31 protein-coding genes, 1 tRNA gene and 1 pseudogene are annotated in these 24,362 nt (G+C 70.4%); 16 read left to right on the top strand and 17 right to left on the bottom strand.

The features are described from left to right. Positions 1 to 966 precede the first annotated feature (966 nt). On the bottom strand, positions 967 to 1,320 hold the full coding sequence (locus AB0F15_RS16280) for a MarR family transcriptional regulator (protein WP_360270611.1): 354 nt from the start codon (positions 1,318 to 1,320) through the stop codon (positions 967 to 969). Beyond that, complete coding sequence (locus AB0F15_RS16275) at positions 1,317 to 1,562, bottom strand: hypothetical protein (RefSeq protein ID WP_360270609.1); 246 nt, start codon at positions 1,560 to 1,562, stop codon at positions 1,317 to 1,319. The genes AB0F15_RS16280 and AB0F15_RS16275 overlap by 4 nt, the downstream gene beginning before the upstream one ends. A gap of 615 nt (positions 1,563 to 2,177) precedes the next feature. Between AB0F15_RS16275 and AB0F15_RS16270 the strand changes: the two genes are divergently transcribed. After that, positions 2,178 to 3,656, top strand: a complete 1,479-nt coding sequence (locus AB0F15_RS16270; RefSeq protein WP_360270607.1) for a helix-turn-helix domain-containing protein — start codon at positions 2,178 to 2,180, stop codon at positions 3,654 to 3,656. On the opposite strand, the gene AB0F15_RS16265 is transcribed toward AB0F15_RS16270, so the two are convergent. The 3 genes from AB0F15_RS16265 to AB0F15_RS16255 form a co-directional block, all read right to left on the bottom strand. Then, positions 3,645 to 3,995, bottom strand: coding sequence for a signal peptidase I (locus AB0F15_RS16265; RefSeq protein WP_360270605.1), 351 nt, complete (start codon positions 3,993 to 3,995; stop codon positions 3,645 to 3,647). The two genes, AB0F15_RS16270 and AB0F15_RS16265, sit on opposite strands and share 12 nt — an antisense overlap. Then, complete coding sequence (locus AB0F15_RS16260) at positions 3,992 to 5,551, bottom strand: transcriptional regulator (RefSeq protein ID WP_360270603.1); 1,560 nt, start codon at positions 5,549 to 5,551, stop codon at positions 3,992 to 3,994. Before AB0F15_RS16260 ends, AB0F15_RS16265 begins: the two co-directional genes overlap by 4 nt. A 123-nt stretch (positions 5,552 to 5,674) precedes the next feature. Beyond that, positions 5,675 to 6,055, bottom strand: a complete 381-nt coding sequence (locus tag AB0F15_RS16255) for an XRE family transcriptional regulator (RefSeq protein WP_360270602.1) — start codon at positions 6,053 to 6,055, stop codon at positions 5,675 to 5,677. A gap of 156 nt (positions 6,056 to 6,211) precedes the next feature. On the opposite strand from AB0F15_RS16255, the gene AB0F15_RS16250 reads away from it, so the two are divergent. Genes AB0F15_RS16250 through AB0F15_RS16220 form a run of 7 tightly spaced genes read left to right on the top strand, consistent with a single transcriptional unit; the run spans position 6,212 to position 11,786 of the window. Next, on the top strand, positions 6,212 to 6,400 hold the full coding sequence (locus AB0F15_RS16250; RefSeq protein WP_360270600.1) for an excisionase family DNA-binding protein: 189 nt from the start codon (positions 6,212 to 6,214) through the stop codon (positions 6,398 to 6,400). Then, positions 6,397 to 6,732 carry a WhiB family transcriptional regulator gene (locus AB0F15_RS16245; RefSeq protein WP_360270598.1) on the top strand — a complete coding sequence of 112 codons (336 nt, stop codon included), beginning with the start codon at positions 6,397 to 6,399 and terminating at the stop codon, positions 6,730 to 6,732. Before AB0F15_RS16250 ends, AB0F15_RS16245 begins: the two co-directional genes overlap by 4 nt. Beyond that, positions 6,729 to 7,058, top strand: a complete 330-nt coding sequence (locus AB0F15_RS16240; protein ID WP_360270597.1) for a hypothetical protein — start codon at positions 6,729 to 6,731, stop codon at positions 7,056 to 7,058. The genes AB0F15_RS16245 and AB0F15_RS16240 overlap by 4 nt, the downstream gene beginning before the upstream one ends. After that, the gene (locus AB0F15_RS16235; RefSeq protein ID WP_360270595.1) at positions 7,055 to 7,753 is read left to right on the top strand and encodes a hypothetical protein; all 699 of its coding nucleotides are present in this window, start codon (positions 7,055 to 7,057) and stop codon (positions 7,751 to 7,753) included. Before AB0F15_RS16240 ends, AB0F15_RS16235 begins: the two co-directional genes overlap by 4 nt. Beyond that, a complete protein-coding gene (locus tag AB0F15_RS16230) occupies positions 7,746 to 9,881 on the top strand; it encodes a cell division protein FtsK (RefSeq protein ID WP_360270593.1) in 2,136 nt (711 codons plus the stop codon). Before AB0F15_RS16235 ends, AB0F15_RS16230 begins: the two co-directional genes overlap by 8 nt. Beyond that, positions 9,878 to 10,042 carry a hypothetical protein gene (locus tag AB0F15_RS16225; RefSeq protein WP_360270591.1) on the top strand — a complete coding sequence of 55 codons (165 nt, stop codon included), beginning with the start codon at positions 9,878 to 9,880 and terminating at the stop codon, positions 10,040 to 10,042. Before AB0F15_RS16230 ends, AB0F15_RS16225 begins: the two co-directional genes overlap by 4 nt. Beyond that, positions 10,032 to 11,786 carry a recombinase family protein gene (locus AB0F15_RS16220; RefSeq protein WP_360270589.1) on the top strand — a complete coding sequence of 585 codons (1,755 nt, stop codon included), beginning with the start codon at positions 10,032 to 10,034 and terminating at the stop codon, positions 11,784 to 11,786. The genes AB0F15_RS16225 and AB0F15_RS16220 overlap by 11 nt, the downstream gene beginning before the upstream one ends. Here AB0F15_RS16220 and AB0F15_RS16215 read toward each other — a convergent pair. Then, positions 11,768 to 11,851, bottom strand: a tRNA-Leu gene (locus tag AB0F15_RS16215). The two genes, AB0F15_RS16220 and AB0F15_RS16215, sit on opposite strands and share 19 nt — an antisense overlap. A 680-nt stretch (positions 11,852 to 12,531) precedes the next feature. Here AB0F15_RS16215 and AB0F15_RS16210 point away from each other — a divergent pair. Both AB0F15_RS16210 and AB0F15_RS16205 read left to right on the top strand, forming a co-directional pair. Next, positions 12,532 to 12,993, top strand: a complete 462-nt coding sequence (locus AB0F15_RS16210; RefSeq protein WP_360270587.1) for a cellulose-binding domain-containing protein — start codon at positions 12,532 to 12,534, stop codon at positions 12,991 to 12,993. Positions 12,994 to 13,043: 50 nt separating this feature from the next. After that, entirely contained in the window at positions 13,044 to 13,178 is a 135-nt protein-coding gene (locus AB0F15_RS16205; protein WP_360270586.1) for a hypothetical protein, read from the top strand. On the opposite strand, the gene AB0F15_RS16200 is transcribed toward AB0F15_RS16205, so the two are convergent. From AB0F15_RS16200 to AB0F15_RS16190, 3 genes are all read right to left on the bottom strand, one after another. Beyond that, positions 13,175 to 13,348 (bottom strand): hypothetical protein, encoded by a 174-nt coding sequence (locus tag AB0F15_RS16200; RefSeq protein ID WP_360270585.1) that lies wholly within the window; start codon positions 13,346 to 13,348, stop codon positions 13,175 to 13,177. The genes AB0F15_RS16205 and AB0F15_RS16200 overlap by 4 nt on opposite strands. A 29-nt stretch (positions 13,349 to 13,377) precedes the next feature. Further along, positions 13,378 to 13,614, bottom strand: a complete 237-nt coding sequence (locus AB0F15_RS16195) for a DUF6480 family protein (RefSeq protein ID WP_360270583.1) — start codon at positions 13,612 to 13,614, stop codon at positions 13,378 to 13,380. A 72-nt stretch (positions 13,615 to 13,686) separates the two neighbouring features. Next, complete coding sequence (locus AB0F15_RS16190; protein ID WP_360270581.1) at positions 13,687 to 14,295, bottom strand: HSP18 transcriptional regulator; 609 nt, start codon at positions 14,293 to 14,295, stop codon at positions 13,687 to 13,689. Between the two features lie 106 nt (positions 14,296 to 14,401). On the opposite strand from AB0F15_RS16190, the gene AB0F15_RS16185 reads away from it, so the two are divergent. Continuing rightward, on the top strand, positions 14,402 to 14,833 hold the full coding sequence (locus AB0F15_RS16185; protein ID WP_360270580.1) for an Hsp20/alpha crystallin family protein: 432 nt from the start codon (positions 14,402 to 14,404) through the stop codon (positions 14,831 to 14,833). 245 nt (positions 14,834 to 15,078) lie between these two features. Beyond that, a pseudogene (locus AB0F15_RS16180) lies at positions 15,079 to 15,222 on the top strand (ANTAR domain-containing protein); the annotation flags it as partial. A gap of 168 nt (positions 15,223 to 15,390) precedes the next feature. Here the strand turns inward: AB0F15_RS16180 and AB0F15_RS16175 are convergent. Together AB0F15_RS16175 and AB0F15_RS16170 are read right to left on the bottom strand one after the other, a co-directional pair. After that, a complete protein-coding gene (locus tag AB0F15_RS16175) occupies positions 15,391 to 15,837 on the bottom strand; it encodes a nitroreductase family deazaflavin-dependent oxidoreductase (protein WP_360270578.1) in 447 nt (148 codons plus the stop codon). 52 nt (positions 15,838 to 15,889) lie between these two features. Continuing rightward, a complete protein-coding gene (locus tag AB0F15_RS16170) occupies positions 15,890 to 16,048 on the bottom strand; it encodes a hypothetical protein (RefSeq protein ID WP_360270576.1) in 159 nt (52 codons plus the stop codon). A 175-nt stretch (positions 16,049 to 16,223) separates the two neighbouring features. Here AB0F15_RS16170 and AB0F15_RS16165 point away from each other — a divergent pair, with 175 nt between their 5' ends. Beyond that, complete coding sequence (locus AB0F15_RS16165; protein ID WP_360270574.1) at positions 16,224 to 16,769, top strand: SEFIR domain-containing protein; 546 nt, start codon at positions 16,224 to 16,226, stop codon at positions 16,767 to 16,769. 63 nt (positions 16,770 to 16,832) lie between these two features. Here AB0F15_RS16165 and AB0F15_RS16160 read toward each other — a convergent pair whose 3' ends face one another. Both AB0F15_RS16160 and AB0F15_RS16155 read right to left on the bottom strand, forming a co-directional pair. After that, the gene (locus AB0F15_RS16160; RefSeq protein WP_360270572.1) at positions 16,833 to 18,050 is read right to left on the bottom strand and encodes an MFS transporter; all 1,218 of its coding nucleotides are present in this window, start codon (positions 18,048 to 18,050) and stop codon (positions 16,833 to 16,835) included. After that, positions 18,047 to 18,829 carry a DeoR/GlpR family DNA-binding transcription regulator gene (locus AB0F15_RS16155; RefSeq protein ID WP_360270571.1) on the bottom strand — a complete coding sequence of 261 codons (783 nt, stop codon included), beginning with the start codon at positions 18,827 to 18,829 and terminating at the stop codon, positions 18,047 to 18,049. Before AB0F15_RS16155 ends, AB0F15_RS16160 begins: the two co-directional genes overlap by 4 nt. A gap of 123 nt (positions 18,830 to 18,952) precedes the next feature. Between AB0F15_RS16155 and AB0F15_RS16150 the strand changes: the two genes are divergently transcribed. Then, entirely contained in the window at positions 18,953 to 19,540 is a 588-nt protein-coding gene (locus AB0F15_RS16150; protein WP_360270569.1) for a TetR/AcrR family transcriptional regulator, read from the top strand. Here the strand turns inward: AB0F15_RS16150 and AB0F15_RS16145 are convergent. Both AB0F15_RS16145 and AB0F15_RS16140 read right to left on the bottom strand, forming a co-directional pair. Beyond that, positions 19,537 to 20,637 carry a Gfo/Idh/MocA family oxidoreductase gene (locus AB0F15_RS16145; RefSeq protein ID WP_360270567.1) on the bottom strand — a complete coding sequence of 367 codons (1,101 nt, stop codon included), beginning with the start codon at positions 20,635 to 20,637 and terminating at the stop codon, positions 19,537 to 19,539. The two genes, AB0F15_RS16150 and AB0F15_RS16145, sit on opposite strands and share 4 nt — an antisense overlap. Next, on the bottom strand, positions 20,634 to 21,416 hold the full coding sequence (locus AB0F15_RS16140) for a TIM barrel protein (RefSeq protein ID WP_360270565.1): 783 nt from the start codon (positions 21,414 to 21,416) through the stop codon (positions 20,634 to 20,636). The genes AB0F15_RS16145 and AB0F15_RS16140 overlap by 4 nt, the downstream gene beginning before the upstream one ends. Before the next feature lie 153 nt (positions 21,417 to 21,569). On the opposite strand from AB0F15_RS16140, the gene AB0F15_RS16135 reads away from it, so the two are divergent. Both AB0F15_RS16135 and AB0F15_RS16130 read left to right on the top strand, forming a co-directional pair. After that, complete coding sequence (locus AB0F15_RS16135) at positions 21,570 to 21,761, top strand: hypothetical protein (RefSeq protein WP_360270563.1); 192 nt, start codon at positions 21,570 to 21,572, stop codon at positions 21,759 to 21,761. A gap of 84 nt (positions 21,762 to 21,845) precedes the next feature. Continuing rightward, positions 21,846 to 22,700, top strand: coding sequence for an SAM-dependent methyltransferase (locus tag AB0F15_RS16130; RefSeq protein ID WP_360270561.1), 855 nt, complete (start codon positions 21,846 to 21,848; stop codon positions 22,698 to 22,700). Positions 22,701 to 22,704: 4 nt separating this feature from the next. Here AB0F15_RS16130 and AB0F15_RS16125 read toward each other — a convergent pair whose 3' ends face one another. Continuing rightward, positions 22,705 to 23,055 carry a CU044_2847 family protein gene (locus AB0F15_RS16125; protein WP_360270560.1) on the bottom strand — a complete coding sequence of 117 codons (351 nt, stop codon included), beginning with the start codon at positions 23,053 to 23,055 and terminating at the stop codon, positions 22,705 to 22,707. A gap of 30 nt (positions 23,056 to 23,085) precedes the next feature. Next, on the bottom strand, positions 23,086 to 24,351 hold the full coding sequence (locus tag AB0F15_RS16120) for an ABC transporter substrate-binding protein (RefSeq protein WP_360270558.1): 1,266 nt from the start codon (positions 24,349 to 24,351) through the stop codon (positions 23,086 to 23,088). Between the last annotated feature and the right edge of the window lie 11 nt (positions 24,352 to 24,362).

The raw sequence follows: 24,362 nt of genomic DNA, 5'->3' as shown, positions 1-24,362 counted from the left end.
GATTGGTGGCACCCGTTACAGATAATCCGCAATGCAACGAAATTGTGACCGCTCCAGATCTCGGAGCTGGCTGATCAACATTGATCTTGCGTGACCATTTAACGGAAGGCGTGGTTTGCCTTGTTACGTTATCGCTTGATGTGAACTCCGCCGCCAAGGAGCAGTCCGACGAGCGGGTCTTGTCGATACGCGCCAGGGTCCGCCGGGTGCGGTCATCGTCGTTGCCGCCGTCCGCGCTTCCCCAGCGTCGACGCTGGTCGCGGTTGAGGTAACCAAGGCAGGATCGAGTTCTCGCCGCGCTCGACCCGGGCCGTGTCGACATCGATGACGTCTTCGCGCGTCACCGGCCACACCTTCGGCGCCGCAGGTTTCGTTACAGTCGCCGGTTCCGCGACAGGTAGAGACGGCGTTCGACCTCCGCAGGAGGTGCGGCAGCAATTTCGTTTGCCTGAGCGGCTCCGGCTAGCTCGGCGGCCGCGGCCAACTCGGCGGATGCGACCTGTGGGTCGCCGCTGGATGTCGCGGCGCGGCGCGCGACGGCGACGGCCCATCCGGCCCTGTCGAGCAAAGCAGCAGGTCGGTACAGGCGGGATCGGCGGCGAGCCGCGCGCGGCGGGCGCGCTGGCGGCATGCTGGGCCATGATACGTCGCCGGGCGCCCCCCGCCCGCCGGGACGAGGCAACGTCTTGCCGCAGCCCGCGCACACCGGCTCGGCCATGCTGATCCCCAGCTTTCGTGACATATTTCGTGACGACGATGGGATGAGCAAACCGACCTGTCACGGATCTGGCCGTCACAAACCCGCCCGCGAGCCGTCACGCCGCCACACTTGCCGTGACGGCTTAAGATACCAGTTGACCTGCACAGATGTTGCTTGTGACGGCTGTGACGGGTTCGTCGGAACCCGTCACAGCCGTCACGTATGGGCTTCTGCGGCGCCGGTTTCGAGTCCGAGGCAGGCACCCGTCACATCGGCGGCCGAAGGTCGGCGCGCTGTGCGGCGACGAGTTCGGCGGCCGTCCGCGCGACCGTCTGGAGCGCAGTCACGTGCTCGGTCAGCCGGTCGAGCCCGAGCGTGGTGAGGCGGAGCTTCGTAGGACGTCCTTCAGTCCGGGTCTCCAGGTACCCGGCCGCGCGCAGACTCTCGACGTGCTGCGCGAAGCTCCGCCCGCTAAGGCGCAACGCGCCCCGAACGGCGACGTCTTCGCACCAGCGCATGTCTGCCAGCAGGCACGCGACGAACAGCCGCACCGGCAGAAGCAGCAGCGGGTCAAGCTCCCGCTGAAAGGCAGGCACGCCAGGCCGCTCGCCGGGCGTCACCGCTCCCCCGCCGGCAGTTCGGCGGTACCGGGTCCGGGCGAACGGCGGAGGCACGTCACGCAGGGCATCCCGACCGGACGGTCCAGCAATTCGAGTTCGCCGGGGCCGAAGGTCTCGCCGCAGTACGCGGTCAAGTGCTCCGGCGCGGCCTCCTCCGGCGGGAGCGGGAAGACGTGCACGACGCGGCGGGTTTCGCCCACTGTGCCGGGTAGCGGGCGCGCGATGATCAGGCGGGCCGTCATGGGGTGCCTCGCCGCGCGTGGTGATCGGCGGGAACGGGCGCGGTCGGGGCGCCGCCCGTTCCCGCCGACGTCGTGGGCCGGCCGGCCTGCTCGGGAACGAGCCGCACGCGTTGAGGCGGACGCGGTGGCAGGACGGCCGGAGCCTGGAGGCGGCCGAAGAGGCGACGCCAACGGGACGGCCCCAAATGGCGCGCAGGCTCGGCGTCAGCCGGGCGGTTGCGGAGACGAATCAGGGCGAAGCAGGCGACGCACGGGCGACCGGGCGGAACGAGACACGAGTCAATGAAGACTTCGTGTTCGCAGAGTGCGCGGTAGCGACCCTCGTGGAGGGCGACGCCGTGCGCGAACGCCTCATCCGTGACGGCGTGGTCCAGGTCGTCAGCGACGCAGCGGTACCAGGTCACGTAGAGACGCGGCGGTCGTGAGCTGTGCTCGCCGCTCGTCACGGTCGCCCCTCCGATTGTCGGATGTGTTGAAATCATCCAATCCAGAGCACCCGGCAGAGCCCAGAGCGCAAACGTCGAAGTTTCGTTGCGCAGATGTGGCACAGGGCGCGCTCACCTGCTGATATGCCTGCTAGGCTGCGATCATCGCCAACCAAAGCGAGGTGTTCAGGTGGTCGGTGTTCGTCGACGCGATGAGCTTGTTTCAGCTCGGAAGGCGGCCGGGCTGACTCAAGAGCAGCTCGCCGAAGTGATGCGCGTCGACCGATCAACGGTCATCCGGTGGGAGGCCGGCGACTACGCGCCACAGCCGTACCAGTGGCCGAAGCTGGCCAAGGTGCTCGGCCGCTCTGCCGAGGAGCTGCGCGAGTTGATCGGCGTGCGTCCGGCCGCCGGTACGCCGCTGCTCAGATCGGCGCTTGAGCCCGCGTTCAGCTGGCTGGATCGGGAGGTCGGCTGGAGCCCGGGGACGACACGCGAGCGCGTGGAAGCACGAGTACCGACAGGTCGGCGCGTCCGGATGCCGGTCGGCCGAAGCCACCTCTCAGACGCCTTGGCGGGCTACTACGGTGATCCGCCTGCCGGACACTCGATGTACCAGGTCCGCTGCGCCGGGGTCGAGGCACAAACCAGCATCCTGACCCGTCCGGAGTGGACGGAATTGGCGTGTCCTCTGACGTTTCAGACCGACCGGCTTGCGTTGGTGCCAGAGGTCGAGCGGCCGCGCCGTGGCATCGAGGAGAACGCGGCAGTCCGGCGGCTCGTGGAAGCTGCGGCGGATGACGTGCGGATCGCGGACGTGCCGATCTACCGGCTATCGGCTATCGCGACGCGGCAGGACGCCGTCGTGGGCAAGGTCGGATTGGTCCCCTTCGTTGAGTACGCATTGAGCGTGGATCTGCTTGAGCGCGAGCTGATCGACAGCTTGGCGACGGGAACGCACCTGCGGCCGGGGGACGCACCGTTGCGGGACAAGTACTTGCCCGACTTCGCGGCGGTGCTCGATCTGGATCGACGCCTGTGTGCGGGCGGGGTACTCGCGTTGACGGCGATCGCGCGGCCAGCTGACCCGCATCGCGGCGGACCAGACTACTTGCTACTCGTCCAGGAGCGATCGGGGCGGGTGCTGAACGCGACTGGCAGGTTGGCAGTCATCCCCAAGGCGTTTCACCGGCCGTTGGCGGACCACCGGGCGGACGCACGGATCGGGACGACGCTGCGACGCGAGCTGGAAAAGGAGCTGTTCGGGCGCACCGACGTCGACAACACGGCGGGCGCGCAGCGGGCGGCTGACCCGATGCACCCGAGCAGGCTGTCGGCGCCGATGCGCTGGCTTACCGCCCCGGGGCGGATGCGGTTGGAGTGCACCGGGTTCGGGTTCAACCTGGTCAGCGGGAACTATGAGTTCGCCAGCCTGGTCGTCATCGAGGATGAGGAGTTCTGGCCGCGGTTCGGCGGCGACGTCGAAGCGAACTGGGAGGCTGCCGGGCTGCGGCAGTACTCGACGCTGGACGGTGACTTGATCACTGAACTGATCGGCGACGAAACCTGGAGCAGCGAGGGGCTATTCGCGTTTCTCCAGGGATTGCGTCGACTTGCCGAGATCGACGGCGATCGAGTGAGAGTTCCGGCGGTCGAATTAGGTTGCTGATGGCCAGCGGACAGTCAAGACGACCGAATCCGCCAACGCTTCCCAGGAATGGTCGACTCCTGGCCCCCACATCACATAGTCACCCTGACGCGTCATAATCTTGCCACCGCCGGTGACCTCCACCCGGAACTCGCCGGAGATCAGCATCACGAGAGTGGTTCGCTGGTCGTCGGACGTCCACTCTGGACGCTTGTCGCCTGCAGGATGGTTCGCCCACTTGACTTCTACGTCCTTCGTGGCGCGGACGCCCTGCGACGGGTCGATGAAGTGGCCTACCAGCCAGCCGCGCGTCTCGACCGCGTCTTCGTTGGCGTTACCGGCGGTCCAACCGTCGTTCACTGGCTGATCTCCCATTCAATCGCGGGCAGTTTCACGCGCTCTCCGCCGATTTCCGCAAGGCGTCGAAGTCCTTGCGTCATGGCGAACAGTCCTTCGTTGCTCCACGCTACATCACCCAACAACTCGGCGACGAGTTCCGCGTCGGTAGTCGAATACTGACGAAGAGTCGCGGATTCCCAGTTTGCTTCGACCACTCCCCCGTAGCGGACCCAGAATTCTTCGTCGTCGATGACGATCAGGCTGGCGAACTCGTAGTTCCCGCTGACCAGGTTCAGGCCAAACCCCGTGCACTCCATCCGCAGGCGGCCGGGCTCGGCCATGAGCCAACTCATCGGCTCGGTGAGCCTGGTCGGGTGCAGCGGATCGGCCGCCAGGATGTCGCCGCGGGTGTTGTCGATGTCCGGGCGGCCGAACAGCTCCTCTTCCATCTCGCGGCGGAGCGTGGTCCCGACCTGCGCGTCTCGGCGGACGTCCGTGAGCGGTTGGTGGAAGCCCTTCGGGATCACGGCCAGCCGGCGCGCGGCGTTGAGCACGTGGCCGGACCGCTCCTGAACCAAGAGCAGGTAGTCCGCCTCGCCGCGGTACGGGTCCGCGGGCCGGGCAATCGCCGTGAGCGCGAGGACGCCACCCGCGCACAGGCGGTCGCCGACGCTGAGCACCGATCGGAGGTCCGGCAGGTAGCGGTCTCGGAGCGGCATGGCGGTCGAGCCGGCGGCCACGGTATCCACCAGTTCGCCTTCGAGCAGGTCGACCGTCAGCGCGTAGTGCACGAACTGGGACGTGCCGAACGTGCCGCCGAGCTGGTGTTCACGGATGTCAGTGCTCAACAGTCGGTAGATCGGGCTGTCCGTGAGCCGGGTGTTCATGGATAGTGTCTCGGCGAGCCGCTGAACGGCGCGGCCGGCCGCGTGGTCGTCCAAGTCCAGGTCGGCTTCCGCCTGCGCGCTCGGGACCCGAAGCCGGTCGTACGGCGGGCGCAGCTCACAGTCCAGGTCCAGCCAGCCTTCGCAGGTCAGGACGCTGGTGTTCATGGTCAGATCGTCGCACCGCGCCGTGTACAGGCCGTGGTCGTCGAGCCGACTGCCGTAGTAGGTGGCCAGCGCGGCCGCGACGTCGCGCTGGCTGACCCACCCGCGGCGGGTGCCGCGGTCGTGGAGGTCTTGGACGTCCACGCTCGCGATTCGCTCGGCGACGGCGCGGCGTGCGGTGCCGGGCGTCCAGTGGGCGTGGCGGTCGAGCCATTCGAGTGCCGCGCCGATGTGCGGGTCCGCGGCGAGCCGGCGGTCGGCCTCGGTCGTGTCCGGCGCCGTGTCGACCGCCAGCCCCTCGCCGATCAGCTCGGCGAAGCGGGCGCGCTCGGCGTCAGACGCCCGTTCATGCGCGGTGTCCAGGACCTGTTGCATCTCCGACTGTGGCCGCAGGTCCGGCTTCTTGTGCCAGGACGCGACCGTGCGCGCGCTGATTCCGAGGTGCTCGGCGAATCGCTCTTGACTGAGCCGCAATGCCGACTGCAACGCGACCGCTGCGCGCCCCGTCCATCCCCCGGCCGCACTCATTGCTCTCCCAAATGTCGGCGATCTGCAGTGTTTGTGCAGTGGCGCTGCGGTGCTTGTGCATGGGTTGCGACGCCGTTCCGGCCTTGAATTAGAGGCATGGAAAACACCTCGCTCACCAAGTCGCTAACGCTTCGGCCGGACGTGCTCGACGACCGTCGCAAGGCTCGATTGGACCTCTTCCAGCCGGTCGGTGATCTCCGCCAGGCGCTGTTCGAGCGCGTCCAGCCGCGACCACAGTTCGTGGCCGTCGTCGGCCGGCTCGTCCGGATGCGGCGGCGTGCGGCTTTGCAGCACTGCCAGCAGATGTTGCGGGTGCCAGCCCAGCGTCGTCGACAGCGCTTCGAGCGTGCGCGCGCTCCGGCGGCGCTCGACCGTGTGGTGCTGGAGCTCGCGCACGATCGCCTGCGACACGTGCGATCGCTCGGCCAGCTCGCGTTGTCGCCAGCCGAGTTCGTTCACACGCATGTTGATGGCCTTGGCGACTGCCGCCCAGTCCTCCGTCACGTATTCCTCCGCGCTCCGCCTCAGCGCCGAGATTAGCGGTTCTTCGCGCTTTCACCACGTCGCCTAGCGCTTCGCTGGCGGCGCGTCGGACAAACGCGTCCATCCAAGAGCTGAAATCAACAACATAGTCTTGAAATCATCAGATTGGTCTTTCTCATGAACTCGCACATCACCTTTCACACCATTCGAGAAGCGGCCTGGCTGCTCGGCGTGTCCCGCGCTGCGGTGAGCCGGGCGATCCGGACCCGCGAGGTGCGCGCCACCCGCTGCCGTTCCGGGCTCCGCGTGTCGTCGACCGAGCTGACCCGTCTGCTCGGGTCGCGTCAGGTCGGAGGTGCCGCATGAACGCCGACGACCTTCGACTGATCGGGATCGCCTGGCGGCTGGACCGGCTGCGTTGGGTGCCCACCGATGTCCTGACCGACGTCGTGACCAGCGAGGGAGTCTGTATGTGGCCCCCGCCGGACGACGGGCCACCCGACGCGGGCAGCGACGGGGAGCTGGCCGATCGGCTGTGCGGCGGGTGCCCCGTCCGGGACGAGTGCCTGGAGCTGGAGTTGCGGACGGCCGGAGTCCACACGGTCGGTGTCTGGGGCGGGATGACCGACGACGACCGGCGTGCGCTGCACCCGCTCTGGTTGCGTCGTGGCGAGCGGACCGATCGGGGTGCGCGATGAACGGGCTCACCGTGACGCCCACGCAGATCCTCGCCGGTGTCGGCGTGCTGCTCGTGCTGTTCTGGGTCTGGCGGGCCGGTTCCCGCCGGGCGAAGGCTGCCGCCGACGCTGCTCGCAGCGGGGCGCGGCTCGTGTCGCTGGTCGGGCGAGTGCTGTTCAACGCCGGACTGATCGTCGCTGTTCAGTGGGTCGTGATCGCCCACCCAGGTAGCCCGTGGCTGCTGTTCGCCGTGCTCGGGCTGCCGGCGCTGTTCGCGTCCTATGCGCTGACTCGCGCTATGACCGTGACCACGGTCGACACCTCGAAGCGGGGTGGTCGGCGATGAACCGGGCGCAACGGCTCGCGCAGGACGCGGCCGAGGCCGCGGAGGTGCGCGCCTACCAGACCGATCCGGATGTCGTCGCGCTGCGGATCGAGCGCGTGCGGCGGCAGGTCGACTGGATGTGCTGGTCCGGGATCGTGCTCGGGCTCGCGTTCACGATGACCAACATCCAGGGTTTCGCGTCGACCGGGACACGGCCGGGGTCGCTACCATGGCTCGCCGCGTGGGTGCTCGACCCGACCGTCTCACTTGTACTGCTCGCGATCCTGCGGGCTGAGCAGGTGACCGCGCGATACCAGGTCCGGACGGGCGTCTGGGTGCGGCGGGCGAAGTGGTTCACGCTCGCGGCCACCTACGTCATGAACACCTGGGCGTCGTTCGCGGCCGGGGAGCCGGCGGCGATCGTGCTGCACTCCGTGCCGCCGCTCGTCGTGTTCGTCGCCGTCGAAGCGATCACCGACCTGCGGGACAAGCTCACCGATGCCGTCCTGGTAGCTGCTGAACGGCAAGCCGTTCAGCAGGAGCCGGCAAAAGCTGGTCGGCGCGTGCTGTTCGCCGATTACCTTGCGATCGCTCGGGAGAGCTGGACACCGGACGTCGAGATCACGCCAGCGTGGGTGCGGCGGGCTACCGGCTGCTCGCGCGGTCTCTCGCCCCGGCTGGCGCGGGCCCTCCGGTCGGAGGTGGGCAATGGCTGACTCATTGCCGGTCAAAGCTGACCCCGTGCTCGACGGCGAGTTGGTGGATGACACGTTGCCTCAACCGCGTCGGCGGGAGCCGAAGACGAACCGCTTCGTGTTGTGGTGGCGGCATTCGCCGCGTGTGCCGTTGTGGCTGAAGAGCAAGCCACAGGCCATCCAAGCGGGCAAAGACGCCGTCGTCGGGCTGGTGAAGTCGCCGTGGCGGTACGTCGGTGCGGTCGTTCGCGGCCTGGTCGTCGGGGTGCGGTGGTGGCGCGGGTGGGTCACCGTCCGGGACTACCGGACTGCGGCCGAAGAGTCGGAGAAGCTGGCCGACAAGTTCACGGAGATTCGGGCACTCACGCTGTTCCGCTGGAAGGTGACCGGTGCCGTCCTGGTCGTTGCGGCCGTCACGGTGGCTGTCGTGGATCTCGTATATGGCAACGATCCTCTGTGGATCGGAGGTGCGGCAGCTTCTCTCGCACTCGCGATCCTCGGGCGCAAGAAGGACGGCAGTCCCGGCCGCAAGCCGGCGCTCGCCGGGCCGCGGACCCTGACCTGGACGATGGACCCGCAGGTACTGGTGGACGCGTTCCGGGACGCGAAGCTGATCGGCAAGGACGAGGTGTTGCGGCTGGTCGAGCGCGCGACGCGTGTCGGCGATGGCTGGGCGGTCACCGTCGACCTTCCGGCCACCCGCAAGGCGGCTGACGTGGTGAAGAACCGGGATGCACTCGCATCGGCGCTCGCCGTCGATGAGGTCCAACTGATCGTCGAACGGGTGCGCGGGAACGGTGGGCACGCTGGGCGGGTATCGATGTGGGTGGCCGATGAAGACCCGTATAGCTCGCCGCCGCTGCGGACGCCGCTGCTCGGCGTGACGCAGTGGGACGCGTGGCGGCCGATCCCGTTCGGACGGGACGCGCGAGACCGGCGGATCGACCTTCCGCTGGTGTGGACGTCGCTGCTTGTGGGGGCGATTCCGCGGCAGGGCAAGACGTTTGCCGCCCGGCTCGCGGCGGCTGGACTCATCTTGGACGCCTGGGTGCGGCTGTACGTAGCGGACTTCAAAGCCGGGAAGGACTGGGACGCGGCCGGCCTGGTGGCTCACCGGTTCATGTCCGGCGACGAACCCGAACACGTTCTGGCGCTCGTGGGCTGGCTGATTGAGCTGGTCGGCGAGGTTCAGACGCGGTTCCGGCGGATGCGCGACCTGGACGACCTCACGTGTCCGGAATCGAAGGTCACGCCGGAGATGTCACGCGATAAGGCACTGAACATGCCCATCACGGCCATCTTCATCGATGAGGTCCAGGTTCCGTTGGAGGACCGTACGCCCGTTGACGTGCAAGGGAAGAAGCTCACCGCAGGCGAGTACATCGGCGAGTTGCTGACGTGGCTCGCGAAGAAGGGACCGGCCGCCGGGATCGTGCTCGTGCTGGCGACACAGCGGCCGGACTCGAAGACGATCCCGTCCGGGCTGCGTGCGGTGCTCGGGTCGCGGTTCGCGCTGCGGGTGATGGACTGGCGCGACTCGAACATCGTGCTCGGCGAGCAGATGAACACGCGCGGGTTCGACTCCTCCAGGCTGCTGCCCTCGCACAAGGGCGTGGGCATCCTGCGGCCGGACGGCGACACGTCGGCTGGCGCCGATGTGCTGGCCATGACGGTTCGGACGTACTACATGCCGAACGAGGACTGGAGGACCATCTGCGAGCAGGGCCGGACGCTGCGCGAAGCGGCTGGGACGCTCGCCGGGCACGCGGCCGGACAGGACACCATGCCGGTGCTCGACCACGCAGCCGCGGTTAAGGCAATCGGTGCAGGTCACGCGGTTGACACGGTTCAGTCACGCGGTGAGCTGCCCGAGGTGCTCGCGTCGCTCGTCGAGTATCTGGGCGACGACCTGAGCCCGAACGGCAGGGACTTCGTACCAACAGCCGAGCTGTTGAGCGCTCTGGAGATCGACCGGAAGACGTTCGCGCAGCAGATGACCGGCGCGGGATGCCGGCCGACACGAGACCGCGTGACCAGCGAAGACGGCGAGACACGGCAGGTACGCGGGTACCTCACGGCTGAAATCAGGAGCGCTATCGATCGCGCGACCGCTGACACCGGGGCGGCAGACGAGGACGGTCAGCGATGAGCGCCGCTCGTTCCGAAGATCCGCCGATCCGGGTTATCCTACCTGCGGGATTGCCCGAGCTGACGCCCGCTGTCGCGCGTGCACTGCTGGCCGTTCTGATCGAGGTTACTGAGGTGCCGGTGCTGGACGTTCCGGCGGAGGAGGTGAACCGTGGCAGCTGAAATCATCAGCGACCCGTGGTCGACCCTGGACGACATTCTGGGTCTTGAGGTCGCCGACGTGGCGGACGACGGGATCGGGGCGTTGGCGGGCTACGGCCGGTGCTCGACTGAGGACAACCAGGACCCGGAGACCTCGCGCGGTTGGCAGTTCGGAAACGCGCGCAAGTTCGTCGAACCGCTCGGCGGGCAGATCGTGGCGGAGTTCTTCGACATTGGCCAGTCGCGCTCCGTCCCGTGGGAACGGAGAACCGAGAGTGCGCGGCTGCTCGCCGAGTTGAAGAATCCGCGCCGTGGGTGGAATGCCATCGTGGTCGGTGAAGGCACCCGCTGCTGGTTCGGTAACCAGTTCTCCCTGATCGCGCCGAAGTTTGCGGCCTATGGCGTAGATCTGTGGGTGCCGGAGCTGGGCGGGAAGTACGACCCGCGGAACCCGTCCCACAAGATGCTGATGAGCGTGCTCGGCGGGATGAGCGAGTCCGAGCGGCAACACGTTCAAGCGCGCGTCCGTGCAGCGATGGACGCGCAGGTGATCAACGAAGGACGGCACCAGGGCGGCCGGGCGCCGTACGGGTATGTCGTCGTCGACAGTGGACCCCACCCGAACCCGCGGAAGGCGGCCGAAGGGTTCAAGTTGCGCGCGTTAGCGCTCGACGAGACGACAGCGGACGTAGTGCGCCGGATCTTCGCCGAGTACCTGGACGGCAACGGCGATCGAGCGATCGCCAACATCCTCAACCGAGACGGCATTCCCTGTCCCTCCGCGCATCGGCGGGAGCAGAACCGGCACCGGCTTGCCGACGGCTGGCAAGGCAGCTCAGTCCGAGCGATCTTGGACAACCCGCGATACACCGGCTACGCCATCTTCGGGCGCTGGACGAAGCATGAGACGTTGCTCGACCCTGAGGACGTCGCAGCGGGCCACGTGGTGCGGTTCAAGCGCGCTTCTCCCGACCGGATCGTACGGTCGCGCGTGCAGGCACATCCGGCGATCGTGTCCGTGGAGACGTTCACGCAAGCTCAACTCCTCCGCCGGTCGAAGTCGGCGGGCGGGTTGAAGACGGCGCGCAAGGCCGAGCGCGGCGGCCGGAAGACCGCGCGGGCGTATCTCCTGCGCGGTCTGCTCCGCTGCGGGGTGTGCGGCCGGAAAATGCAAGGCGCCACGATCAGGAAAGGCGCCTACTACCGCTGTACCTCACGGACCATGGCGCCCGGCTCACCGAAGCTGGCGGACCACCCGAAGACGGTCAATCTGCGCGAGGGTGTGGTCGTCGGGGCGATCAACGGATGGCTTCACGAGCTGTTCCACCCGGACAACCGCGACCGAACGGCGGCCGCGCTACTCGGGTCGGACGGCAGTCAGGCCAACGGTGGTCCACTCGAAGCGGCGCGAAACCGGCTGGCAGACGCGGAGGCGAGGCTTCAGCGGTATCAGGCCGCGATCGCAGCCGGCGTCGAGCCCGAAGCACTCGTCGACCCGATGAACCAGGCACAGGCCGAGCGAGCCGCCGCGAAAGCACAGATCGAGAGCGTTCCGGCCGATGCGACTGTGACGCGTGCCGAGATCTACGCGAGGATCGATGCTCTCGGCGATGTCTGCGGGACACTGGCCGACGCGACCACGGCTGGCATGAGCCGCCTGTATCGCGCGCTGAACCTGGAGCTACGCTATGAACCAAAAGAGCTGGCCGTCTATGCGACGACCAGCCCGGGTGTAGATAGTGCGTGTGTCCGAGGGGGGACTTGAACCCCCACGCCCGTTAAGGGCACTAGCACCTCAAGCTAGCGCGTCTGCCATTCCGCCACTCGGACCTGCTGAAGAAAGAGTATACGGCCACCCTGCTCCCTCGTTCAGGGGGGTGCAGATCGACACCTCCGGCAGCTCTGGCATGATCAGCAAGTTTCGCGTCAGCTGCATCGATCCAGGCTCTCCGACCTCGGAAGCAAGCAACAACCGACGGCCGCACGAGGGACACTGGGGCAATGACCTACGTCGGCGGTCACGGGGCACCCTTCAGGCGTCGGATCCGGTTACCTGTCGACGAAACGCCGTTGCGGGCTGACGGTTTACAAGACCGTCTTGGCTTCCTAGGATTCGCCGGGCAAACCAGCGCGTTCGAGCGCCCTCAGGGACTGGAGGTTCCGGTATGGCGCGCGCCGGGCGGCCGGATGATGAAATTTCGGTCGATGACCTGCTTCGGGAAACCGGGGCCATGCCGCGGTCGCTCGATGCGGGGACCACTCCCGTTGCGAGGGTTCGCGAAGACGACACCGGTGCGGGGTACCGGGAACGGCTCGAGCAGCGGGCCCGCGAGGCCGCCGCCGCTCAGCAGCGGGCCGGGCGGCGGATTCGGTGGGTCTCTGCTCTCTGTGGTGCCCTTGTCGTCGGCGCCAGTCTCGTGATCATCGCCGTCACCTCCGAAAGCTCGCCGGGGCGGCAAGCCGCCTTGCCGCCCGATCCGCTCGCTCCTGCGACGACCACTCCGCGGACCGTGGCCGGTTCCTCCGCGACGAGCCCGGCTCCGGTGCCCACCGTGCTGCGGCAGACCTCGACCTCCGCCTCCGCGTCGGCGAGCTCGTCCGCGCCCGGGACCACCACCTCGGCGCAGCCTGCTCCGCCGCCCGTCCAGACCGCCTCGTGCACCGTCCACTACGCCGTCACCGACCAGTGGAACAACGGCTTCACCGCCGGCGTCGCCGTCACCAACACCGGCAGCGGGACGCTCTCACCCTGGACGGCCACCTGGACGTTCACCGCCGGCCAGCGGGTCACCCACAGCTGGAACGGCGACTACAGCCAAAGCGGCTCGCGGGTCACCATGAAAGCGGTTTCCTACAACCTGACCCTCGCTCCGGGCGCGACCGTCGACATCGGCTTCAACGGGGCCTTCGACCACGGCAACCCGTCGCCCGGCGGGTTCACCCTCAACGGCGTCCGCTGCGGGACGAACTAGCCGGGCACCGCACCACACTGCTACGCGACCAGCCAGCCGAGGAGGCACGAATGTCGCAACCCCACGACGAGACCGGCGAAATGGACTCGAGCGGGAACCCGGTCGGTGCGCCGCCCCACCGCGATGAGGACGAAGACGAAGAAGCCCGCCCGGCTGCGCAGGAGGACTTGCGCGGCGACGGCTAGACCGTGTCTTCCGGCCGGCGGCGGCCCAGTGTTGCTTCGGGGTGTTCGGTCCGGCGGTCGGAGTCGCGCAGCACCTCCCGGGCCTGGGCCTCGGGGTCCGCACTGTCGACGGCCTTCTCTTCGGGCAGCAGTTCGGCGCGGGTTTCGGTGCGGTCAGGGGTGTCGTCCATGCACGGCGGATACCCGTTCTCGCGGGCTCTCAGACGCCCCGGAGCCAGCCGAACGCGAGCGCGACGACCAGCGCGGCGACCATCAGCACGAGCACGCCGGTGAGGATCAGCCACAGCACCGGCATGGTCTTGGACGGCATCGGCTGGGGGTGCGACAACCCCGACGTCTGGGCGGAGTCGGGCGGCGTGCTGCCCGGCGGCACCCCGCCGCCCGCTTCGAGGTCCGGGGTCCGGCGGGGGTCCGGATCCGGGGGTTCGGCGGTCATGGCGGCACCGTCCTTCCGTCGCTTCCGCGGCGGGTGCCCGGCGAGCGGCCGGGCAAACCCGCGCCCCCGTGCTCAGTCCCGGGAGCGGCGGTTGCCGGCGGCGTCGCGGCGGAGCCGGTCGGTCTGGGCCGAGATCTCGCCGAGTTGTTCGGCCAGCCCGGCGTGCGCGCCGGTCAGGTGGGGCCGGGCGGCGGCCAGCGGCGGGAGCAGCGTCGCCGGGTCGTCGTCGCCGAGCGCCGCGCCGAGGCGCTCGGCGCTGGCCTGCCCGGCGGGTCCGAGCCCGTCGAGCGCGCTGACCTGGCCGGCGAGCCGGCGCAGGATGGCGGAGTTGCGGCGGGCCCAGTCGGCGACGGCCCGCTCGCCCGCGCGCCGGTCGCGTTCCGCGTCGACCCGCGCCTCGCCGGTCTTCTCGCCGCTGCGCGACGGCTGCAGCCGCAGGTAGCGCCGTTCCGCGGCCTGCCGGCTGGCGACGCCCAGCGCGGGCGCGAGCGCCACCCAGCTGGCGCCGGCCGCCCTGGCCGCCGTGATCAGCTCCGGTTCCCAGCTTGCGAGTTCGTCCCGCAGCAGGCGCAGGCCGGACAACGCGGCCAGCACCTGCTGCGGGTCCACCAGACCGGCCCGGGCGGCCGCGACCACCTCCTGGATCAGGCGCAGCGCGCCGGTCGGATCGGCTCCGTCCATCACGTCATCCTTTCGACGACCCATGCCTTGTCATCGTTTTGACGACATGCTAGAACAGCATCGCGTGTTGACACCAGAGTTGGCAAGTTCCAGGAGGTGGATCCCGATGTTGATGCGCACCGACCCGTTCCGCGACCTCGACCGGTTCGCCCAGCAGGTCTTCGGCGCCGGCACCTGGTCGAAGCCCGCCGCGATGCCGATGGACGCCTACCGCGCCGGCGACGAGTTCGTGGTGTGCTTCGATCTCCCCGGCGTCGATCCCGGCGCCGTCGAGCTGGACGTCGAGCGCAACGTCCTCACCGTCAAGGCCGAACGACGGCCCCTGCCGACCGGTGACGACGTCCGGATGCACGTCTCCGAGCGGCGGCTCGGCGTGTTCTCCCGCCAGCTGTTCCTCGGCGACACCCTGGACAGCGAGCACATCACCGCGGACTACGACGCCGGGGTGCTGACCGTCCGCATCCCGATCGTCGAGAAGGCGAAGCCGCGGCGCATCGAAATCGGCGGCGCCGCCGATCGACAGCAGCTCAAGGCCTGACCCGATCGAGGCGGGGCCGGGTACGCGCCCGGCCCCGCCGCCACCGCGCCGAGGAGGGGTTTGCGGTGACCGGAGCACGCACGACGTCCAGGGAAACCCCGGTGACCTCCCTGCTGCAGGAACTGCTCGACCGGATCGCGGCCGAGTGGGCCGCCGACGGCACGCTCGTCCTGTCGGTGGCCCTCGACCGGCCCGCCACCGAAGCAACGGTGAACGTGCTGCGGGGCCACGAGCGGCTCGCCGCGATGGCACTGGTCGTCGCCGAAGCGGCCCAGCCGGACCGGACCGGCCAGATGCTCGAGCTCCTGCAGTCGCGGGCCGCGCTGGAGGAGGCCAAGGGCATCGTCATCGCCCTGCGCCGCTGCACCCCCGACGAAGCGTGGACGGCTCTGCGGCGCGCGAGCCAGGAGTTCAACGTCAAGGTCCGCGAGCTCGCTGTCGCACTGGTGGAGCTGCTCGCCGGGGCACCGGCGAGCAGCCGGACGGCGACCGCACGGTCCACCCCGGCCCCGCGGCCGGCCAGGTGCTGCGCGCGCTCGAAGGAGACCGCCGCTGTCTCAGGTCCGTTCGACGCGGAAGACGGCGATGCGGTCCGCGGCCGCCGCGACGCCTTCCGGTGTCGGCGCTTCCGCCAGGCCGGTCGTCACGAACCGCTTCCCCACGCTGGACGGGCTCTTCTCGACCAGCCGGCGCAGCACGGGACGGCGCTCCTCCACCGGCAGCTCGGCCAGCCGCGCCGCCGACGAACGCCGGCCGCGGGTGAGCGTCACCTCGCCCGCGGCCCGCACGTTCGCCACCCAGGCCGCCTTCGGATAGGCCTGGACGATGTAGCGGTCACCGTCGATGGGGATGACCGCGATGGGGAACGTGCGCGGGACGCCGGTGCGCCGTCCGGGCACGGTGAGCAGCTGCATCGGGCCGAAGGCGACACCGAGCCGCTGCAGCCCCACGACGATCTTGTTGCCGGCGTTGACCATCCGGCGGTAGTTCTGCGCTGTTGTCATGCCGCGACAGTACACCACATCATATGAAAGTCATATGATGTGTAATCCATAGCTACTCGTGCTCGGGACCGGGCTTCGGCTCCGGCGGCACCGGGTCCGGCACGGGGACACCGGGCTCCGGGAGCGGCCGGCCCGGCCCGGGCGGACCCGGGTCGGGACCGACGGGCGCGGGCTGGATCGGCTCGGGCGGCACCGGGGGTGCGGTCGACATCGGGTTTCCCTCCGCCACGCTGCGCCGCCCGCGTTTCGGACGGCGATCACGTGGGGTTACCCGCTCGGGCGGCCCGGGGAAACCCTCCCGCCGGGAGCCGCCCGGCCGAGACGGGTCGTCGCTATCGTTTCGCCGGAACGACGCCGCCGTCGCGGCCAGGGCGAACAGGATTCCGATGCCGCGTGACCACCCCAAGGTCTTCGTTTCCTACACCCATGACAGCCCCGAGCACCTGGAGAGCGTCCGCGAATTCGCGACGTTCCTCCGGTCCGGGCAAGGCATCGACGTCGTCCTCGACCAATGGGTGAGCGACCGGCGGCAGGATTGGCAAGCCTGGGCGACGAAGAACATCCTGGAGTCGGACTTCGTCATCGTCGTGGCATCGGAGGGCTACCGGCGGATGGGCGACGGCTACGGCCCGAACGACCGCAACCCGGGCGGCCAGGCGGAAGCAGCCACGCTGCGCGACCTCCTCCTGGGCGACCGGCAGGACTGGACGCGCAAGCTGCTCCCGGTGGTCCTGCCCGGCCACGGTGTCGAGGAGATCCCCCAGTTCCTGCAGCCCCGGGCCGCCGACCACTACGTGATCGGATCCATCACGCCGGAGGGAACCGACGAGCTGCTCCGCCACCTCACCGGCCAGCCGCGTCATCTCCTGCCTCCGCTCGGCGAGCAGCCGGTCCTTCCGCCGCGGTCGGGGCCGGCTTCGAAGCGCACTTGATCCCCGTCGAGCCGACGCACGGATTCTGTCGGTGCCGTTCGCCAGCGTCGCGTCCGTGATCGACTACGAAGCGGAGATCGGCTGCTCGGCCGGTTCCGGCTTCGGGCTCAGCACCCCGGCGAACACCGCCGCCAGCACACAGAGCACCACCGGCACCCCGAAGGTGACGTTCAGCGGCATCCACCGCGTCAGCCCGCCGATGAGCGCCGGACCGGCCAGCAATCCGACGTACCCGAGGCCGACCACCCGGGCCATCAACGCGCCCGACGCCCGGGTGTCCAGGTTGCCCGCCGCCGTGAAGAGCTGCGGGACACCGCCCGAGAGCCCGAGGCCGAACAGCGCCCAGCCGACCAGGGACAGCGGCACCCACGGGGCCGCCGCGGCCGTCGTCAGGCCGACCGCCGCCAGCGTCGCGCCGTAACGGACGATCGCCGCCGGGCCCGCCCACGCGGCGACGCGGTCGGTCAGGAACCGGCCGGTCGTCATCGCCACCGCGAACGCGCCGTACGCCAGCGCCGCCGTCGACGCCGACGTGCCGAGCACCTTCTCCATGTGCAGCGCGGCCCAGTCGTTCGCCACGCCCTCCGACAGCATCAGCGCCAGCGCCAGCAGGCCGAGCAGCCAGACCGTCCGGCCCGGCGTCCGGCGGCGCGCGACGGGCTCCGGCTCAGCGGACGGCACAGCAGCAGATGACGCATCAGTGGACGGGACAGCGGCCGGCTCCATCAGGAACCGCGCGGTGACCACCGAAAGCAGCACGCAGAACAGGCCGGTGCCGGTGAGCGTCACGCCGGTGGGCACGCCCGCGCCCAGCGTCGCCGCGCCGATGACCGCGGCGATCGCGCCGCCGATCGACCACATCGCGTGGAAGGCCGCCATGATCGGGCGCGGGTAGGCCCGTTCGACGACGACCGCGTGCGAGTTCATCCCGACGTCGATCGCGCCGTTGCCGAAGCCGAACCCCGCCAGCCCCAACCCCAGCGTCCACCACGAGTTCGCGAACCCCGGCGCGCACAGCGCGAGCCCGAGCAGCACGCCCGCGGCCGGCACCATCCGCCGGTGCCCGAGCCGGTCGACGAGCGGGCCGGCCACCTGCATGCCGGCGAACGCGGCGCCGCCGAGCACCAGCAGCAGCGCACCGAGCGTGCTGTGCGAGATGCCCGTCGCGCGCTCGATTTCCGGGATGTGCACCACCCACATGCCCATCCCGAACCCGTTGAGGCCGAAGAACATGAAGGTCGCGAACCGGGCGGCGCGCGGACGGGACGGGACGGTCGTCATCGGCTCTCCGTGGGGGTGGGGACGGCGACGTGCACGAGCACGCCGCGATCGGCCAGCGCGGCGCGCTGGTCTTCGGGCGCTCCCGGGTCGGTGATCACCACGTCGGCGCGGTCGGCGGGACAGATGCAGGCGAGCGCGGCCCGGCCCCACTTGGCGCCGTCGGCGAGCAGGATCGACCGGGCCGCGACGTCGAGGGCGGTCCGCTTCACCTCGGCGTCGCCCAGGTCGAAGGCGGTGAACCCGGAGTCGAGGCCGAACGCGCAGGGACTCAGCACGGCGACGTCGAAGCGCAGGGCTCGCAGCGACGCCAGCGTCAGCGGGCCCACCAGGGCCTGCTCGCCCGCCCGCGGCTCGCCGCCGGGCAGCAGCAGCCGGACGCCGGGAGCCTCGGCCAGTTCGCGGACCGCGTGCAGCGACAGCGGCATCACGGTGATCGAACGTCCGCGCAGCAGCCGCGCCAGCTCCAACGCCGTCGTGCCGCTGTCGAGGACGACCGTTTCGCCGTCGCGGATCAGCTCGGCCGCCGCCGCGGCGATGGCCCGCTTCGCCGCGATCGCGGCCGTCGCGCGCGCCGCGAACGGGGGTTCGATCCCCGACGGCGACGCCGGGACCGCCCCGCCGTGCACCCGCCGCAGCACCCCGCGCGACGCGAGGTGGCCGAGGTCGCGGCGGACGGTCATCTCCGACGCGCCGGTCGCTTCGGCCAGGTCGGCGACGCCCACCAGCTCGGCGTCGCGCAGCCGCTCCACGATGATCTGGTGCCGTTCCGCGCTCTTCACGTCGCGATGCTCGCAATCCGCGCGCGGTCGCACAATTGATTTGTTCGTTCGATCACGTGACTTGTGCGAACTACCGTTGCGGCATGATGGTGCCGTGCACGCCGCCGAGACCACCGCGACCCCGTGACCGGGGGCTACCTGAAGGGCCGGATCCGCCGCGAAGACATCATCACGGCGGCGGCCGCGGCGTACGGCGAACTCGGCTACCACGGCTCGTCGCTGCGGGAGATCGCCAAGCGCGTCGGGATTTCGCACGCCGGCCTCCTGTACTACTTCCCCACGAAGGAAGCCCTGCTCGCTGCCGTGCTCGAACGCCGCGACGCCGACGACTCCGAGCGCGAGCAGCTGACCGTGCCACCCGGGCTGGCGGTCCTGCGCCACTTCGTCGCGCTCGCCGAGCACAACGTCCGCCACCCCGGGATCGTCGACCTCTACTCGCGGCTGGCCGCCGAGGCGATCGCCTCGGATCACCCGGCACACGCCTACTTCGTGCGCCACTACGCCGCCGCCCGCGCGGGCGTGCACGAGTCGTTCGAAGCCCTCGCGGCCCGCGGCGAGCTGCGGGAGGGTGTCGAGCCCGCGATGGCGGCGCTGACGTTCATCGCGCTCATGGACGGCCTGCAGGTGCAGTGGCTGACCGTGCCCGGCGACGTCGACCTGGTCGGTTCGCTGCGCTTCTACCTGCAGAACCTGCTCACCGTCCCGCTCTAGAGGGTCTTCGCGTACGGGTCCCACCCCGCCGGCAGCAGCGGCGGGACGTCGACGGTGCTCGTGACGTCCACGCTCTGCCCACGGGTCATGGACTCGTCGATGGCCAGCATCGCGTCCAGCACGTGGTAGGCCAGCTCGCCGGACGCGCGCTCCGGCACGCCGGCCCGGATCGCCCTGGCCAGCTCCAGCGTGCCGACACCGCGGGAAGCCGCATGCCCTTGCGGCGCCAGCTCTTCCGGCTCGTCGTGGCCGAGCAGGTGCAACCGGGTCGGCTCGTCGAACCGGTTGGGGTCCGGCAGCACGGCGGACCCGAGCGTGCCGGTCAGCTCGACCAGCCCGGTCCGCTTGAGCGCCGAGTCGAAGCTCAGGACCAGCTGCGCGGAAGCGTTCTCGAACTCCACGAGCGCGGTGACCGTGGTCGCCACCGTCACCGGGAACGCCGTCCCGGCCCGCGGCCCGGACCCGACGACCCGGGTGTCGCGCGCCCGCCCGCCGGCCCCGGTGACCCGCCGGACCGGGCCCAGCAGGTGCACCAGCGCCGTCAGGTAGTACGGGCCCATGTCGAGCAGCGGGCCGCCGCCGGCCTGGAAGTAGAACTCCGGCGCCGGGTGCCACAGTTCCGGGCCCGGCACCTGGAACAGCGCCAGCGCGGTCAGGGGACGGCCGATCCGGCCCGCGTCGAGGGCCTGCCGCGCCGTCTGCAACGCGGCGCCGAGCACGGTGTCGGGGGCGCTCGCCACGCGGAGGTCCTTCTCCCGGGCGCGATCGAGGAGCTCGCGGCCGGTCCGGCGGTCCAGCGCGAAGGGCTTCTCCGTCCAGACGTGCTTGCCCGCTTCGAGCGCGGCGAGCCCGACTTCGGCGTGCGCGGCCGGGACGGTCAGGTTGACGACGATCTCGACTTCGGGGTCGCCGAGCAGCTCCGCCACCGTGCCCGGCCGCGGCACGCCGTACTCGGCCGCGCGAGCCGCCGCGCGCCCGGTGTCGAGGTCGGCGACCCGCAGCACGCGGACGTCCGGGAAGCTCGTGAGGTTGTCCAGGTAGGTGCCGCTGATGACGCCGGCGCCGACGATCCCGACGCCGACCGGGCCGCCGGTCACCGGCCGGCGCCGGTCAGGAAGGCGTGGCTGGCGGCGATGGCGTCGAAGAGGTCACCGGCCGGGCCGCTGTAGGCGTCGAACTCGATCACGCGCAGCGCGTCCGGCGCGGCGGCGAGCACGTCGGCGACCGGCACCCGGCCCTGGCCGGCCGGGACCTGGCCGGTGGCGTCGGTGGCCAGATCGCCGTCCTTGACGTGGATGGCCCGGACCCGGTCGCCGAGCCGCCGCAGCAGGGCGGGCGCGTCCTCGCCGCCCGCGGTGGCCCAGTAGGTGTCGACCTCCAGGGCGACCGCCGGGTCGAGCTGCGCGGCGAACACCTCGAACGCGCTGCGGCCGTCCATCCGGGATTCCAGTTCCCACCAGTGGTTGTGGTAACCGACGCGCACGCCGTGCTCGGCCGCGAGCTTGGCGGCGGCGTTGAGCGCGTCCGCCGTGGCCGCGATGGCGGTCGCGTCCTGCCACTGCTCCGGCGGTACCAGCGGCTCGATCACCAGGCCGATGCCCAGTTCGGCTGCCGCGGCGAACACGGCGTGCTGATCGGCGCCGAGCAGGCGCGCGTGCGCGGTCGGGGCGGTCAGGCCGGTGGCGGGCAGCCCGGCCCGCAGGGCTTCGGCGTTTTCGACGACGCCGTACGGCTCGACCTGCGTGAAGCCGATGGCGGCGAGCCGGCGCAGGGTGCCGGCGGGATCGGCCGCGAAGGCGTCGCGAACCGAATACAGCTGCACGGAAGGCACGCTCATCGCCAGTTCCTCCAGGTCCCGGTGGCGGCCGTCCGCCACGGCTCCTCAATTTCTACCACCTGGTCAAAATTGTGACCAGGACTTTTCCCGGCGGTGCCCGCGGGCCCGGGTTCACGGGCGGGGGTTTTGGCTTGGGCCGAATGGGGCAGTAGCGCCAAGAGGGCCAGGGGTCGATCCGGGGAGGTGCCGGTAGTGGACAGGGCAAGGGACGAAACGGACACGGGAGCGATCGGACACCCGGTGTCCCGTCGCGACCTGACGGATCTGTCCGAGGCCGCACGAGACCTCGACCGGCGGATCGAGCAGCACCTCGAACAGCTGCGCCGCGAGCGCGCCCGGCGCGCGGCGGAAATCCCGGACCAGCGGCTGCGCCGCAGCGGCTGACCGGCCCCTCGCGTTCACCGCACGGACGCGACCTACTACGCTGGGTGGCCCAACGCCACCCGCCGCAGTCCTGCGAGGTCGCCAATGTCCGACACCCCGTCCGCGCTGTCCCCGAGCCAGACGCCGGTGGGCGTCGACCCCGCCCGGCCGAGCATCGCGCGGATCTACGACGGGTTCCTCGGCGGCCACAACTTCTACGAAGTCGACCGCGTGGTGATGGACAAGATCCGGGCGGCGGTTCCCGAAGCGGTGGACATCGCCCGTGGCAACCGCGGGTTCCACAACCGCGCGCTCCGGATGCTGGCCGGCCAGACCGGCATCCGCCAGTACCTCGACTGCGGGTCCGGGCTGCCGACGGCCGAGAACACCCACCAGATCGTGCAGCGCATCGACAAGGACAACACCGTCGTCTACCTGGACAACGACCCGGTCGTCCTCGCCCACGGCCGGGCGCTGCTCGTCGAGAACGACTTCACGCACATGGTCGAGGCGGACATCTTCCAGCCCCAGGAAGTCCTGCGGCACGCAGAGGTGGTGCAGTACATCGACTTCTCCGAGCCGGTCGCGCTGCTGCAGGTGGGCACGATGCACCACTTCGAGGGCGACGGCGTCGCCGACATCATGCGCGAGTACATCGACGCGCTGCCGTCGGGCTCGTACGTGGTGCTGTCGCACTTCTTCGACCCCGAAGTGCCGGAGCTGACCGCGATCGCCAAGCGCATCGAGCAGATCCTCGTCCAGGGCCCGCTCGGCGCCGGCCGCTTCCGCACCCGCGCGGAGATCGAAGCGATGCTGGACGGCCTCGAACTGGTCCAGCCGAACGCGACGTCCGGGCCGGGCATGGCGGTCTGCGACGAGTGGTGGCCGGACGGCCCGCGGCTCACCCCGCTCAGTGACTCGGCCAGGTGCGTCGCCGGGATCGTCGGCTACAAGCCGTAGCGCCTCAGCCTTCCGGCTCTTCGGCCGCCTCCTCGGCGGAAGCCGCCCCGTCACGCAGCCACTTCAGCTTGACCTCGAACTGGCCCTGCAGCCCGGTGCGCGCGATCACGGCCCCAGCCTGGGCGTCGAGCTTGACCCCGAACTTGAGCTCGACCTCGTCCGGGCCGAGGTCGCGGAACTGGGCCAGCGCGGCGGAAGCGGCCGCGCGCACCTCGCTCAGGGCGTGCTCGAAGGTCGTGGTCGCCTTGCGGAGCACGCCCGAGGGCACCGATGCCTGCTCCAGACCCGGTTCCCCCTCGACCTCGACGACCACCGATCCGCCGTCGGCCAGCGGGAAACGCACCAACTCCTGCACCCGATCTCCTTCTCCGGTAACGGTCTGCCGTCAGCACGGCAGGTCGAGCCACTGGTCCAGGGCGATGCCCCGGCGCACCTGATCGAGCTGCGCGAGCAGGGCGTCCAGCCGGTCGGGGCGGGCCAGGTACTCCAGGACGGCCTGGTAGAACGCGCTGGTCATCGCCGAGGGCATCAGGTCCGACGCGTCGAAGCACAGGTCGCCGCCCCTGGCGAGGGTCGTCGCGATCCGGCGGGTCACGTCGCTGCGGTAGACGCCCTGGTCGACCAGGCCCTGGTGCACCGAGAACGTCGTCCCGCCGGACGGCCAGATCCGCTGCGCCTCTTCGCCGGCCAGGTAGACCATGAGCCGGCGCGCGGCGGGGGTGTCGCGGAACAGCCCGGCGAGGTCGGCCGACACCTCGGACGGCCCGGCGCCGCCGGCGCCGGGGAACGGGAAGAACCGGAAGTCCCGGTCGGGTACCGGCGGCCCGCCCGGCCGCCGGAGCGCGCTGTACCCGCCGATCGCGAACGAGCCGAGGTGCTCCAGCGCGCACCCGGGCGGGTCGGCGAACATGGCGCGGCCGGCGTCGGCGAACGAGGTGAGCAGCGCCGCCGTGCTGCCGCCCCGGACCGCGCCCGGTGCCAGGACCAGCGTGCCCCAGCTCCGCCACGCGTCGGCCATCGCCCGGTCGGTCCAGGGCAGCCGGCCCGCCGCCCAGCTGCTGTAGACCGCCGGCCCGGCGCGGTGCAGCAGGATGTCCTCGAGCCAGTCGGTGCCGGGGAAGCCGGAGTTCGGCGGGGCGCCCATGCCGAGGCACCACGGCGGCTGCCCGGCCGCGGACAGCCGCCGCGAGGTCGCCACGAGCTCGTCCCACGTGGCAGGCACGGGTTCGGTGAAGGTCTTCGGGGTGTACCAGACGATGCTCTTCAGGTCGGCCTTCACCGCGACCGCGTACACCGCGTTGCCGCCGAGCTGCTGCAGCTTCAGCCACTGCGGGCTGTACGCCTCGGTCGCCTTCGCCCCGAGCACGGCGTCCAGGGCCTTCACCTCGCCCGAGCGCGCGTACCCGGCGAGTTCGGCCGGGTTCGACAGCACCGCCACATCGGGCGGCGTGCCCTGCTGCAGGTACCCGCGCAGCACCTGGTTCTGCGCGCGGGTGCCCTGGTAGCGCACGGGAATCCCGGTCTCCCGGGTGAACCCGTCGAGCACCCGCTGGAACGCCGCCTGCTCGTCGCCGGTCCACGGCCCCAGTACCGTCACCGGCGCCGTGCCGCTCCCGGCGGAACACCCGGACAGCAGCAGGACGACGGCCATCGCCCAGGCGG

It is taken from the genome of Amycolatopsis sp. NPDC026612, assembly GCF_040638285.1.
Taxonomy (GTDB): Bacteria; Actinomycetota; Actinomycetes; order Mycobacteriales; family Pseudonocardiaceae; genus Amycolatopsis.
This window is presented reverse-complemented; position numbering and strand designations above follow the sequence as displayed.

Excerpts from the sequence above, each read along its gene's own strand:
- AB0F15_RS16275 (WP_360270609.1), bottom strand. The coding sequence starts at position 1,562 with ATGACGGCCCGCCTGATCATCGCGCGCCCGCTACCCGGCACAGTGGGC.
- AB0F15_RS16260 (WP_360270603.1), bottom strand. The coding sequence starts at position 5,551 with ATGAGTGCGGCCGGGGGATGGACGGGGCGCGCAGCGGTCGCGTTGCAG.
- AB0F15_RS16250 (WP_360270600.1), top strand. The coding sequence starts at position 6,212 with ATGAACTCGCACATCACCTTTCACACCATTCGAGAAGCGGCCTGGCTG.
- AB0F15_RS16245 (WP_360270598.1), top strand. The coding sequence starts at position 6,397 with ATGAACGCCGACGACCTTCGACTGATCGGGATCGCCTGGCGGCTGGAC.
- AB0F15_RS16240 (WP_360270597.1), top strand. The coding sequence starts at position 6,729 with ATGAACGGGCTCACCGTGACGCCCACGCAGATCCTCGCCGGTGTCGGC.
- AB0F15_RS16235 (WP_360270595.1), top strand. The coding sequence starts at position 7,055 with ATGAACCGGGCGCAACGGCTCGCGCAGGACGCGGCCGAGGCCGCGGAG.
- AB0F15_RS16230 (WP_360270593.1), top strand. The coding sequence starts at position 7,746 with ATGGCTGACTCATTGCCGGTCAAAGCTGACCCCGTGCTCGACGGCGAG.
- AB0F15_RS16225 (WP_360270591.1), top strand. The coding sequence starts at position 9,878 with ATGAGCGCCGCTCGTTCCGAAGATCCGCCGATCCGGGTTATCCTACCT.
- AB0F15_RS16205 (WP_360270586.1), top strand. The coding sequence starts at position 13,044 with ATGTCGCAACCCCACGACGAGACCGGCGAAATGGACTCGAGCGGGAAC.
- AB0F15_RS16200 (WP_360270585.1), bottom strand. The coding sequence starts at position 13,348 with ATGGACGACACCCCTGACCGCACCGAAACCCGCGCCGAACTGCTGCCC.
- AB0F15_RS16195 (WP_360270583.1), bottom strand. The coding sequence starts at position 13,614 with ATGACCGCCGAACCCCCGGATCCGGACCCCCGCCGGACCCCGGACCTC.
- AB0F15_RS16190 (WP_360270581.1), bottom strand. The coding sequence starts at position 14,295 with ATGGACGGAGCCGATCCGACCGGCGCGCTGCGCCTGATCCAGGAGGTG.
- AB0F15_RS16185 (WP_360270580.1), top strand. The coding sequence starts at position 14,402 with ATGTTGATGCGCACCGACCCGTTCCGCGACCTCGACCGGTTCGCCCAG.
- AB0F15_RS16175 (WP_360270578.1), bottom strand. The coding sequence starts at position 15,837 with ATGACAACAGCGCAGAACTACCGCCGGATGGTCAACGCCGGCAACAAG.
- AB0F15_RS16170 (WP_360270576.1), bottom strand. The coding sequence starts at position 16,048 with ATGTCGACCGCACCCCCGGTGCCGCCCGAGCCGATCCAGCCCGCGCCC.
- AB0F15_RS16165 (WP_360270574.1), top strand. The coding sequence starts at position 16,224 with ATGCCGCGTGACCACCCCAAGGTCTTCGTTTCCTACACCCATGACAGC.
- AB0F15_RS16160 (WP_360270572.1), bottom strand. The coding sequence starts at position 18,050 with ATGACGACCGTCCCGTCCCGTCCGCGCGCCGCCCGGTTCGCGACCTTC.
- AB0F15_RS16130 (WP_360270561.1), top strand. The coding sequence starts at position 21,846 with ATGTCCGACACCCCGTCCGCGCTGTCCCCGAGCCAGACGCCGGTGGGC.
- AB0F15_RS16120 (WP_360270558.1), bottom strand. The coding sequence starts at position 24,351 with ATGGCCGTCGTCCTGCTGCTGTCCGGGTGTTCCGCCGGGAGCGGCACG.